The 11,301-nt window shown below is 64.9% G+C and carries 14 protein-coding genes and 1 other RNA gene; 5 read left to right on the forward strand and 10 right to left on the reverse strand.

The features are described 5' to 3' along the window. Positions 1–31 precede the first annotated feature (31 nt). Positions 32–655, reverse strand: coding sequence for a TIGR03085 family metal-binding protein (locus tag A7G45_RS23180; RefSeq protein ID WP_260940511.1), 624 nt, complete (start codon positions 653–655; stop codon positions 32–34). Between the two features lie 294 nt (positions 656–949). On the opposite strand from A7G45_RS23180, the gene A7G45_RS23185 reads away from it, so the two are divergent. After that, positions 950–2,359, forward strand: coding sequence for a glycoside hydrolase family 183 protein (locus A7G45_RS23185; RefSeq protein WP_276555572.1), 1,410 nt, complete (start codon positions 950–952; stop codon positions 2,357–2,359). Between the two features lie 116 nt (positions 2,360–2,475). On the opposite strand, the gene A7G45_RS23195 is transcribed toward A7G45_RS23185, so the two are convergent. Beyond that, a complete protein-coding gene (locus A7G45_RS23195; protein ID WP_043394738.1) occupies positions 2,476–3,087 on the reverse strand; it encodes a hypothetical protein in 612 nt (203 codons plus the stop codon). A 55-nt stretch (positions 3,088–3,142) separates the two neighbouring features. Continuing rightward, positions 3,143–4,165 (reverse strand): bile salt hydrolase, encoded by a 1,023-nt coding sequence (locus A7G45_RS23200; protein ID WP_260940513.1) that lies wholly within the window; start codon positions 4,163–4,165, stop codon positions 3,143–3,145. 196 nt (positions 4,166–4,361) lie between these two features. On the opposite strand from A7G45_RS23200, the gene A7G45_RS23205 reads away from it, so the two are divergent. Then, positions 4,362–4,871, forward strand: coding sequence for an allene oxide cyclase barrel-like domain-containing protein (locus A7G45_RS23205; RefSeq protein ID WP_043394734.1), 510 nt, complete (start codon positions 4,362–4,364; stop codon positions 4,869–4,871). A 19-nt stretch (positions 4,872–4,890) separates the two neighbouring features. Here the strand turns inward: A7G45_RS23205 and A7G45_RS23210 are convergent, their stop codons facing one another. Continuing rightward, positions 4,891–5,361 carry a nuclear transport factor 2 family protein gene (locus A7G45_RS23210; RefSeq protein ID WP_043394733.1) on the reverse strand — a complete coding sequence of 157 codons (471 nt, stop codon included), beginning with the start codon at positions 5,359–5,361 and terminating at the stop codon, positions 4,891–4,893. 139 nt (positions 5,362–5,500) lie between these two features. Between A7G45_RS23210 and A7G45_RS23215 the strand changes: the two genes are divergently transcribed. Continuing rightward, a complete protein-coding gene (locus A7G45_RS23215; RefSeq protein ID WP_260940515.1) occupies positions 5,501–5,926 on the forward strand; it encodes a PPOX class F420-dependent oxidoreductase in 426 nt (141 codons plus the stop codon). Positions 5,927–6,001: 75 nt separating this feature from the next. Here A7G45_RS23215 and ssrA read toward each other — a convergent pair. Next, positions 6,002–6,374: a transfer-messenger RNA gene (gene ssrA / locus A7G45_RS23220) on the reverse strand. A 91-nt stretch (positions 6,375–6,465) separates the two neighbouring features. Beyond that, positions 6,466–7,320 (reverse strand): maleylpyruvate isomerase family mycothiol-dependent enzyme, encoded by an 855-nt coding sequence (locus A7G45_RS23225; protein WP_260940517.1) that lies wholly within the window; start codon positions 7,318–7,320, stop codon positions 6,466–6,468. A gap of 80 nt (positions 7,321–7,400) precedes the next feature. Here A7G45_RS23225 and A7G45_RS23230 point away from each other — a divergent pair, with 80 nt between their 5' ends. Both A7G45_RS23230 and A7G45_RS23235 read left to right on the forward strand, forming a co-directional pair. Next, the gene (locus A7G45_RS23230; RefSeq protein ID WP_260940519.1) at positions 7,401–7,835 is read left to right on the forward strand and encodes a helix-turn-helix transcriptional regulator; all 435 of its coding nucleotides are present in this window, start codon (positions 7,401–7,403) and stop codon (positions 7,833–7,835) included. 20 nt (positions 7,836–7,855) lie between these two features. Then, positions 7,856–8,263 carry a VOC family protein gene (locus tag A7G45_RS23235; RefSeq protein ID WP_260940521.1) on the forward strand — a complete coding sequence of 136 codons (408 nt, stop codon included), beginning with the start codon at positions 7,856–7,858 and terminating at the stop codon, positions 8,261–8,263. An 88-nt stretch (positions 8,264–8,351) separates the two neighbouring features. On the opposite strand, the gene A7G45_RS23240 is transcribed toward A7G45_RS23235, so the two are convergent. Genes A7G45_RS23240 through ftsE form a run of 4 tightly spaced genes read right to left on the reverse strand, consistent with a single transcriptional unit; the run spans position 8,352 to position 11,283 of the window. Continuing rightward, positions 8,352–9,197 carry an EamA family transporter gene (locus tag A7G45_RS23240; RefSeq protein WP_260940860.1) on the reverse strand — a complete coding sequence of 282 codons (846 nt, stop codon included), beginning with the start codon at positions 9,195–9,197 and terminating at the stop codon, positions 8,352–8,354. Continuing rightward, positions 9,194–9,694, reverse strand: coding sequence for an SsrA-binding protein SmpB (gene smpB / locus A7G45_RS23245; RefSeq protein ID WP_260940522.1), 501 nt, complete (start codon positions 9,692–9,694; stop codon positions 9,194–9,196). The genes A7G45_RS23240 and smpB overlap by 4 nt, the downstream gene beginning before the upstream one ends. 2 nt (positions 9,695–9,696) lie before the next feature. After that, positions 9,697–10,593, reverse strand: coding sequence for a permease-like cell division protein FtsX (ftsX, locus tag A7G45_RS23250; RefSeq protein WP_043394725.1), 897 nt, complete (start codon positions 10,591–10,593; stop codon positions 9,697–9,699). After that, positions 10,594–11,283 carry a cell division ATP-binding protein FtsE gene (gene ftsE, locus A7G45_RS23255; RefSeq protein WP_043394723.1) on the reverse strand — a complete coding sequence of 230 codons (690 nt, stop codon included), beginning with the start codon at positions 11,281–11,283 and terminating at the stop codon, positions 10,594–10,596. It abuts the gene before it with no gap. Between the last annotated feature and the right edge of the window lie 18 nt (positions 11,284–11,301).

Consider the following 11,301-nt stretch of genomic DNA (forward strand, 5'->3'; position numbering starts at 1 on the left):
CGTTGTGCTTTCTGCGGGTAGCCGCCGATAGTCAGAATCCGCGGTTCGACCCTCGGACGGCGGCGACGGCCTCGTCGGGTCCGGTGAAGGTCACTTGCGCGGGCCCACGGCCTGCCGCGAAGAGCAGCAGCTCGCCGGGAGCGCCGGTCACAGTCACCTCCGCGCCGCGGCCGGCGGCGGCCAGGCGACGGCCCTCGGGGGTCACCAGCACGATCCGTGCCGGCGCGTTCTTGATCCCCATACGCGCCATGTTCGCCACCTGTCCGGTCAATGCGGACACCAGTCGGTCATCGAGCTCCCGCGGCTCCCAGGCCGGCCCCGCCCGGCGGACGTCCTCGTTGTGAATGAACATCTCGGCGACGTTGACGAACGGGTCGAGCAGTTTGAACGGCGAGTACAGCGGCGGGCCCGCGGCAATCATGTCGACCAGCTTTTCCCAGTCGGTGGACGCGGTCACCTGCGCCTGAACCCGGTCGGTGTACCCGGCCAGCTGCGGCACCAGAATTCCGGGCGCGGCATCGAGCCGACGTTCCCGCACCACCAGATGCGCGGCCAGATCACGGGCGGTCCACCCCTCACACAGGGTGGGCGCATCAGGCCCGTGCTCGCGCAGGGATTCGACGAGTGCGGCGCGTTCGCGCCGGGCGGCTGTCATGCGCTGAAGTCTAGGTCGGGCGACGATCAAGCGGCGAGGCACGAGCCGCGTTGAGGAGCGCGACAAATCCCATTGGGTCGGGCGCTCTTGCGCCAGCATTGCGATGTGGGTCACCCTCGCCGGGCAAACGCCAGGTGAACGGTAGCGACGCGGTCACAGATAGGTACCCATCCGCGCAGCAGGGGCCTCACAAACCTCATTGATAACTATGGTCACAAAAGCCCCTGCTGGCGCCCGAGCGCCGCCCGCCATCCGAAAGGTGTGACCGTGTCGCCGCGTCCTCGCATTGCATCGATGGCACTGACGGCCGCCGTCGTTCTCGGCGGAGCGGTCGGCATCGCGCCGCCCCGCGCAGCTGCCGATCCGTGCACCGGCCCCAACGCGGGCGTCCTGCCGCCGAACGGGGTGCCGTCGAGCGGCGTCATGCGGCCAACGTCGGGCGGCCATCGACCGAGCAACGCGATCGACAAGGCCCCGCTGCCGACTCTGGGCAAGCTGTCCCGATCACTGCTCAGCGCCTTCACCAAGGGCACCGTGCAACAGCAGGCCGGGGTGGTGCCCGGGACGCCTCGGGTGCCGCAGCCGCCGGTCCAACAACGCGCGGCCCAGCCCGCTCCGGCCGCTACGCAACCCCAACCCGCAGCAGCACCGGCACCGCCCATCGACGCAGGCACCACGTCCCTCGTCGGGTGGGTGACCGGCGACCAGAGTGCGGGCGGCGACACCCTGCAACGGTTCGGCATCTCCGGCACCGACCTCGGCATCATGTGGGACAACGGCGACCCGGTGAACAACCAGGTGCTGATGATGTTCGGTGACACGTACGGCTACTGCGCCACCCCGAACCAGCAGTGGCGCTACAACACCATGGTGCGCACCAGCGACCGCACGCTGTCGGGCGGTGTCCACATCCCACCCGGCTCGGTGACGAACCCCTATTCAGGCTCACCCGAGTGGCAGCCGAACCTGGCCAAGCAGACCATCCCCACCATCCGCTGGGCCCCGGTCGAGAAGGGCATCATCCCGACTTCCGGTGTCTCCGTGGGCAAGACGCAGTACGCCAGTTTCATGTCGATCAAGAACTGGGACAGCGCCGGCCAGTGGACGACGAACTACTCGGCGATCGCGGTCTCCAACGACAACGGCCAGAACTGGGGCGTGTATCCGAGCAGTGTCCGGCCGATGGCGCCGGACAGCGTGTCGCGAGTTGCCTTCATGCCCGGCAACGAGAATTTTCAGCAGGGCGCATTCCTCAAAGGCAGTGACGGCTATATCTATTCGTACGGAACCCCGTCCGGCCGAAGCGGATCCGCCTTCGTGTCGCGGGTGCCACAGAACCTGCTGCCCGACATGAGCAAGTACGAGTACTGGAACAACGAGAGCCAGTCGTGGGTGCCCAATAACCCCAGCGCGGCCTCGCCGATCATCCCCGGCCCGGTCGGTGAGATGTCGGTGCAGTACAACACCTACCTCAAGCAGTACTTGGTGATGTACTGCAACAACCTGTCCGACGTGGTGATCCGTACCGCGCCGACGCCGCAAGGACCTTGGGGCCCAGAGCAATTGGTGGTGTCGTCGCAGCAGTTCCCCGGCGGCGTCTACGCGCCGTACCTGCATCCGTGGTCCAACGGTCGCGATCTGTACTTCACGCTGTCGCTGTGGTCGGCGTACAACGTGATGCTGCTGCACACCGTACTGCCCTGAGTTCCGGAAGTCGGTGAGGGCCGCGGCGCCCCGGACCGGGTCCTGCAGCATCCACCAGTGCCCCAAGCCGTCGGGCACGGTCGTCCGCGCGCGACCAGCTGCTCGCCCTCCCCCGGCTACGTTCGCGGTGGCGGTGTGGCCGCCGGGCCCAATAGATCGGCGCTGTCGTTCGACGAGGTGCGTCGCCAGCGCCCGGACAGCGGCAACTCGCGCAACGACTCTCCGCCCACGGACCATCGTCGGGCTACGAAGCGGATGACGGTCCGCACATAGCGGTTCGTCTCTGAGTACCAACGCCATTCGTACAGGCGACCGGCCTGCAGCCAGTGCGCGAGCGCTTCTGATTCGACGCCCTGCAGATACGGCCGGACCCAGGTGACCATCACCCACGTCTGCACCGCCGCGTCGTCGGGAACCCGGAAGCTCCACTCGATCGGATCGTCACCGGCAATCATGGTGTGGCGCAACGCCGGCGGGGCCGGCTGCGTACCCTCGGGCACGCCGAACAGCTGCACTGCGACGTTGTGAAAGACCGCGGGCCCGCCGACCTCGAACCGCACCGTGTAGCCATCGGCCCCGTTGTGCTCGACGGAGAAGGCCGCCAATCCGCCGACGGCGACGTAGCGCGCGAACACCAACCCGCTGACGACCATGACCACTCGGCGCACCGCCAGCAGCACCGTGAACGTCGCGACGGTCAGCGCGACGACACGCCACATCAGGTCCACGTGCACAGACTGTCAGAGCGTCAGCGACACGTCATGGCAATCACCGACGTGCCACTCAATCCGCCGTCTTCGCCTTCTCCAGTTCACGCAGGACAGACAGCGACAAGAAGGTCATCGGTCCCGCGTCTTTGAACTTGCCACCGGCGTTGCCCGCGATGCCGCCCTCGACGGCGAGGTCGCTGATCAGGTCGAGTTTGAGCTGCGGGCTGCCCTCGCTGAAGTCGAGATCAGCCAGATCCACCCACACGATGTTGGGCCGCGTGGTGGATTCGTAGACGTAGCGCCTGTTGGTCAGGTCCAGCACTACCTGCCAGATGGTCTGCGAGGCGTCGGGCTTGCCCGGATCCGGAATCCGGAAGGGCTGGGCGGCATTTCGGATCACCGAGAACATGCCCGCGATCGCTTCCACCTGGCTGGACGGTGTGGGCAGGCGGCCGGCGTAGTAGGTGGCCCGCGCGAACCTATCGGAGGCCAACGTGGAACCCGGCAACGGCTCGGAGCCGCCGAGGCCCTCGAAGTTCTTCACCAACTCGAGCTGCTGATCGAAGGTGGGTGAGTTTGTCATCACCCGAAAGTCCTTGCTGTGGTAGACCTTCGGCTGACCGTCGAGGTACTCGATGATCGCCGAGTCGCCGGTGGCGTCGTCGAGCGCCAGATGAATGGTGGGCGGATTGCCACCGGTGGGGTCGTCGAGTTGGACCACCTGCACGTTGGTCTCGCCGATCCACGCGACCGCCTCGGCGACCGTCGCGAAGTTGTCCAGGAAGTATTGCAGCCAGATCGCCTGACTCAGCTGGGTCCGTGTGGCATCCGGTGTGCCGTAGGTGGATTCGGCCAGCCACAGCACGTGCCCGGCCAGTCCGGCCTCGTTGAGGCCGTCCACCGAAATGATGTCAAAGGCGGTGGCGATCACGCTGCCGTATTTCGAGGTCCAGGTCAGCTTGCCGGCGACCCCGTCGTCGCGGGTCACGCCGCGCGGCTGCTTCCACAAGTTGGTCATGAGGTCCCGATGGAAGTCCATGTTGCGGCCGACCAGGACCGCGTCGCCGGCGTCTGGCCAGATCACTCGTGTGCACACCGGAGCAAGCCTAACTTTCCCAGTCCGCCACAATCGCTGAGTTGTTTGCCAAAAATTGCGCCCTGCGAGTGGGATGCTCTTGAGATGGTTGCTTCCCACAGGGAACTCGCAGCTGAAACTACGAATCAGGAGGTCTCGCCACTCAACCGATGGTTTGCGGCCGTCGGTAGCTACTCGCCCTCCGAGAGGAAGAAACATGAACATGTTGCGTACTACGACGGCTGTGTTGATCCCTGCCTTGTTGCTGACGATGTCGTGTTCCTCAGGCGGCAAGAAGGCCGACGACTCCACCGCAGCCGTCACGACACTGCATTTCTACGAGCACGACACCGGACAGACCAGCGTGGATCTCGGAACTCCCGGGGAAGGACCCGGCGACCAATTCATCTTCTCCGGCGACGTCTTCGATCGCCAAGGGGGCACGAAGCTCGGGCGGACGGCAGGGCAGTGCACGACCGTCAGCGGAGACGCCACCGCCGGTGACGTCGCGTGCACCGAGACCTTCATCCTCGATGGCGGACAGATTTCGATCCAGATGCTGGCCGACCGAGCTGCCGTGTTCAGCAAGGGCGAAACCTTGCCCGTCTCGATCGTCGGAGGCAGCGGCAAGTACAACAAGGCCCGGGGTGACGGCACCGCTCAAGTGCCGCCCGAGGTGCCCAATCAGACCGACGCCAACTTCGTGCTGAACGTGGTGACAAACTAGGCGCCGAAGCGCACGGGCACTAGGCCCAGCGGTTCGCCAGCAACTTAAAACTCGGCAGATCCTCCAGCGGCACCAGCGCCTCATAGATCCGCTGATACCCGGTGCTGGCGATCCGCCACGAACCGTCCTCGTCCTTGCGGTAGGTATCCGAGTAATAGCCCGAGCCGCGGATCATCGCGTGCCCCGGCACGATCACGGTGTCCTCGAACACCCAGGAACCGTGCGCGGTGGTGTCGGAGTCGATGTCGATCTCCGGGTGGCTGGCGATGTGCGTCGTGATGATTCCGTTGTCGAGGTTCGTCCGCATGAAGTCGACGACGTCAGACCGGCCCTCGTAGTGCACCGGCTCACCCATCGCATGTGTGCCGTAGCGGGTCACGACATCTGCAGTGAGGCAATCCCCGAAGGTGTCCCACTCCTTGAGGTCCAAGGACCGAAAGTACCGGTACTTGAGTCGCTGAATATCAGCGATCGCCGCCAAGTTGCTCATGACGCGAGACTAGAACACGTTTCATTTTCTGTCACGAGAATGCGGAATGCCGCTCACCACATGGTGGTATCAAAACTACGAAGCGTGTGGCACGGACGGGGTTGACCTCAACCTACGTTGAGGTTTTAGCGTGGAGTGCATGTCCTTCAAAGCACACGAAATCGAGTTCATGAAGGCGGCAGACCTCGGGCGACTCGCCACCATCCAGCCCGACGGCACACCGCAGGTCAGCCCAGTGGGCTTCACCTACAACGAGGAACTGGGCACAATCGACATCTCGGGCTACCACATGGCCAAGAGCCAAAAGTTCCGCAACCTCGCCCACCACGACAAGGTGGCCTTCGTCATCGACGACATCGCCTCGCGCAACCCATGGCGCGTGCGTTGCCTGGAAATACGCGGCACCGCCCAACAGGCCGCGACAGCGTCGGGTCAACATGGCCCCGCAGGAGATGCCCTCGATTCCGCAATCATTCGCATCACGCCCCGTCGCATCATCAGCTTCGGCATCGACGACACCGATACCGAACCCCACCTGCTCAAAGCGGACAGGCGCAACGTCTGAGCCCAAGGGCGTGTGGGACAGACCGAACGAAGCGACCAAACGAAAAGGCCCGGCTCATTCGAGCCGGGCCTTCCCTTGTGGAGCTGCCGGGAATTGAACCCGGGTCCTACGGCATTCCCTCAAGACTTCTCCGTGCGCAGTTCGCTATGCCTCTACTTGGATCTCCCGGTCACGCGAACAAGCCGAGATGACGATCCCAGTCGCTGTTTGATGTCCCCATGGGTTCCGCGACCGAACCCGTGGGTGGTTCCCTCTAGTCGATGCCAGGGTCCGGGCCGAGGGCGTTCCCGGTCTGACAGACACGCGGTCGCTACTTAGGCAGCGAGGGCGTAGTCGCGCTGATTGGAATCGGCGCTTAATTGGTTTACAACGACGCTTACGGTGGTCAGTTGCCTGCACCGGCACGCTTCTCTTGATTCGATGCGCGAAGTCGAAACCGTTCAGCCCCTCGCACCCCTACCGACTTTCGGTAGGACACTCCATCATACCGGCCGCACCGACAACTTCCACCGAGTATCCGGCGCAGCCGTTCGACCAGGTCAGATGACGTAACCCAGATTCTCGACGATGCGCTTGCCGACCTCGGCGTCACCCTCGAACTCGATGACGACCGGCCGCACCGCCCCCAGCGGGCGTCCGCCACACAGCCGCGTGAACTGCCAGCCATCCAGCCGGATCACCGTGGTCGGCTCGGCACCGCCGAAGTCGGGCACCACCGCTGCGCGGCCGTCGACCGCGACCCGAATGGTGCGCGCCATGGGGCCGGTCAGTTCGATCGCTACCCGCGATCCATCCGGCGCTCCCCCGCGCTTGGCGACGACGAACCCCATCATCGTCTCGATCTCATCGAGCGACAGCCGCGCTTCCGGCTTCTGCAACGCCGCGTCCGGCGCCGGTCGTGCGACCGACTCGCGGATGTCCTGCTCGTGCATCCACGAGTCGAACGTCCGGATCCGTATGAAGCGACCGAGGCTGTCCTGACCGGCCGGCGTCATCGTCGGGGTGTTCCACTCCTCGTCCGACATCGCGGTCAACGTGGCCCGTCGATCGCCGGTGACGGCGCGGAACTTCTCCAGCAACTCGGCACTCGAGAGAGCGCCGAACGACCGGACCCAGCACTCGTTCATCACACCGATGGGGTTGTGGACGTGGTCCAGCTCCGAGACGTCGATGTCGGCCTCCGGCACCGGCTCGCCCTTGAGCATCAGCTCGGTGCCGATGAGGTGCGCGACGACATCCCGGACGTGCCAGCCGGGCAGTTCGGTCTGCGTAGTCAGCAGCTCCGCTTCGGAGATGGTGGCCAGCAATTTGTCGAGGTCGTCCCATACCCCGAACAGGGCGGGTAAAACATCGGACTTCTCCAGAACGGTCACGGGTCGCGTTGAGCTGCTCACTGATCGACCGTACGACGGCAGACCCGTCCAGACAGGGAATTGCGCGATGCGTCCCAATTTTGTCGTGCGACGATGACCGTATGGCGGACGACCGGGCGGAAGCGCAACGCCTACGGGACATCACGGTGATCCGCAAGGTGCGGGACCGGATCGACCGGGAGTACGCCAAGCCGCTGAATGTCGAAGACCTGGCCCGTGGCGTGCACATGTCGGCCGGTCACCTCAGCCGGGAGTTCCGTCGCATCTACGGCGAATCGCCCTACTCGTACCTCATGACGCGACGCATCGAACGGGCCATGACGCTGCTCCGGCGCGGCGATCTCAGCGTGACGGATGTCTGCTTCGCCGTTGGCTTTTCATCACTGGGCACGTTCAGCACCCGATTCACCGAGCTGGTCGGGGTCGCGCCGAGCGTGTACCGCCGCGACCACTCGCAGGCGGCCGACGGCATCCCCGCTTGCCTGGCACGGCAGGTCACCAGACCGGTCAGGAATCAAGAAGCACCGCCGCACTGAGCGCCACTACCGTCATGGGCATGGACATATCCATTCACTACGCATTCCTGCCCCACACCGACGCCGAGGCCGCCCTGACCTTCTACCGCGACGCGCTGGGCTTCGAAGTTCGCAAAGACGTTGGCTACCAAGACATGCGGTGGATCACCGTCGGCCCGCCCGGACAGCCGGGCACGTCGATCGTGCTGCACCCGCCGGGCGCCGACCCCGGCATCACCGACGACGAGCGGCGCACCATCCTGGAGTTGATCGCCAAGGGCTCCTATGGCGCCCTCACCTTGGCCACCGATGATCTGGACGCGCTGTTCGCGCGTCTGGAAGCTGCCGGCGCCGACGTCCTGCAGGAACCCACTGACCAGGATTACGGCGTGCGTGACTGCGCCTTTCGCGATCCGTCCGGCAACCTGATCCGGATCAACCAGCTCTGATTTCCTCGCATCGGGTCCCTCGCGAGCAGACGTAAAACTGTCGTTTTCCGCCCGAATTCGACAGTTTTACGTCTGCTCGCGGAAGAAATCAGCCCGCGGCGATCATCGCGACCGAACTCAAAGCCAGTGCCATGCCGACGGCCTGCCAGGCCCGAACCCGCTCTTTGAGCACCACCATGGCCAGTGCGACGGTCGCCGCCGGATAGAGCGAGATCAGCACGCTCGCCAACGACAGCATGGAAGCCTGCAGCGCCATCAGCATCCCCACGTTCGCGATGACGTCGAGAGCCGCCGCGATCAGGGCGAGCTTCAGTGGAAGTCCGCGTGGCAGAGCGAAATTGCGGGTCGCCAACGCGGCGACCATCACCACCGCGGTGGCTGCGAAGCGGGCGAATACCAACGGCCAGAGCTTCGCCTCGTGCGGCACCTGATGGATCACGGCGAAGCTGAGCCCGAAGGTCAATCCGGAGCCGACGGTCAGCCAGGCGACCTTGGCGGTGAACCGGTGCGGTGTCTCGTCCTCATCGGTGGCCTGGGCACTGACCAATGCCACCGCGACCAACGCCAGCGCGATCCCGGCGATCGCCAGCCCGCTGGGCCGCTCCCCCATGGCGACGCCGACGCCAATCGGCCCCGCCGACACCAGGATCGCGGTCAGCGGCGAGACGACCGATATCGGCCCAGAGCCCAATGCGGCGTAGAACCACCAGATCCCGAACGCCTGCAGAACGCCGCACAACACGCCCCAGAGCACCGCATTCGACGAAACCTGGCCGCCGACAACGCACGCCATCAGCGTCAGCAGCACGCCGGCGATCGGGTATGACACCAGCACGACCCGCAGCGCGGCGACACGTCGTGAGGCGATGCCGCCGACGAAATCGCTGATGCCGTAGCCCAGCGCGGACAGCAGCGCCAGCAGAACCCCGGTCAGATCTTGCCCTTGAAACGTCGACCCATCTCGCGGGTGACCTCACGCTGCGCATCGCGCTTTGCGATGTCCTGACGCTTGTCGTGCGCTTCTTTACCGCGGGCCAATGCCAACTCGACCTTGACCCGGCCATCGGAGAAGTACAGCTTGAGCGGCACCAGCGTGAAGTTGCCGTCCCGCAGCTTGCCGACCAGCATGTCGATCTGCTTGCGGTGCAGCAACAGCTTTCGGTTGCGCCGCGGGGCGTGGTTGGTCCAGGTGCCGTGGTGGTACTCCGCGATGTGCAGGTTGCGCAGCCACACCTCGCCGTCGTCCACGGTGGCGAACGCATCGGCCAGCGACGCCAGACCCTCGCGCAGGCTCTTCACCTCGGTACCGACCAGCGCGATACCCGCCTCGTAGGTATCGATGATCGAATAGTTGTGTCGCGCTTTCCGGTTGGTTGCGACGACCGAGTTGTTGCCCGACTTGTCCTTGTCGGCGTCTTTCTTCTTGGCCATCATCATCGCCGGATATACGCGCGCAGCGTGGCGTAGGCCGTGACCCCGGACATGGTCAGGCCCAGTGCCAACATGATTGGCGCGCAATAGAAGAGAACGTCGGCGTAGTCGACCTTGGCGATCAGGCCGGCTTGATAGAACTGGTTGAGCACGTCCTCGAGGAACATCGCCCGCACCACGATCAAGCCGATGACAGCGCCGACCACACCGATGGTGGCGGCCAGCATCGCCTCGACCAGGAACGGCAACTGGGTGTACCAGCGGGTGGCACCGACCAGTCGCATGATGCCGATCTCGGTGCGCCGCGTGTAGGCCGCGACCTGAACCATGTTGGCGATCAACAGGACTGCGGCGACGGCCTGCACCAGCGCCACCGCGAACGCCGCGTTGCTGATGCCGCCGAGGATGCCGAACAGCCGGTCGACCAGTTCCTTCTGGTCGGTCACCTGGCGCACGCCGGGACGTCCGCGCAGCGCGTCCTCGAATCCCTTGTGCTGCTCGGGATTGTCGAGCTTGACGACGAACGATGCCGGGAACGCCTTCTTGCTCGCGTAATCCTTGAACGCCGGAATCCGTCGGACGGCGTCGTCGTAGGCCTGGTCCCGGTTCATGTAGCGCACCGACTTGACGTCCTTGCGGTCGTCGATCAGCTTGCGCAGCGACTTGCACGGGTCGGCGTCGCAGTTGGGGTCGTTGGACGAGACGTCGTCGGTCAGGAAGACCTGGCTCTCCACCCGGTCCAGATAGATCTGCTTGGACTGGTCGGCCAGCCGGACGATCAGCAGACCGCCGCCGAACAGGCCGATGGAGATGGCGGTCGTCAGGATCATGGCGACCGTCATGGTGACGTTGCGACGAAATCCGGTCAGGACTTCATTGACAAGAAAGCCGAAGCGCACTTAGCGATCCATTCCGTAGACGCCGCTCTGCTCATCGCGGATGAGGCGGCCGAGTTCGAGTTCGATGACGCGCTGACGCATCGAGTCGACGATGTGATGGTCGTGGGTGGCCATCACGACCGTCGTGCCGGTGCGGTTGATCCGCTCCAGCAGGTCCATGATGTCGTTGCTCGTCTCGGGGTCCAAGTTGCCGGTGGGTTCGTCTGCCAGCAGCACCAGCGGCCGGTTGACGAAGGCCCGGGCGATCGCGACCCGCTGCTGTTCGCCACCGGACAGCTCGCCGGGCAGCCGGTTGGCCTTGCCCGACAACCCCACCATCTCCAGCACATCGGGCACGATGCGGTTGATGGTGTCCGGGCGCTTGCCGATCACCTCGAGCGCGAAGGCCACGTTCTCGAACGCCGTCTTCTGCTGCAGCAGCCGGAAGTCCTGGAACACGCAGCCGAGCACCTGGCGCAGGCTCGGGATCTGGCGACCGTGCAGCTTGTTGACATGGAACTTCGAGACGCGGATGTCACCCGAGGTCGGGACCTCGGCGCCGAGCAGCAGCCGCATGAACGTCGACTTGCCGGAACCGGACGGTCCGATGAGAAAGACGAACTCACCCTTGTCAATCTTGAGCGACACGTTGTCCAGGGCTGGGCGTGCCGAAGACTTGTAGTTCTTGCTCACGTGGTCGAGGGTGATCATCACGGCACGCCAGTGTAG

Origin of the sequence: Mycolicibacterium llatzerense (genome assembly GCF_025331195.1) — a bacterium.
Lineage (GTDB): Bacteria > Actinomycetota > Actinomycetes > Mycobacteriales > Mycobacteriaceae > Mycobacterium > Mycobacterium llatzerense.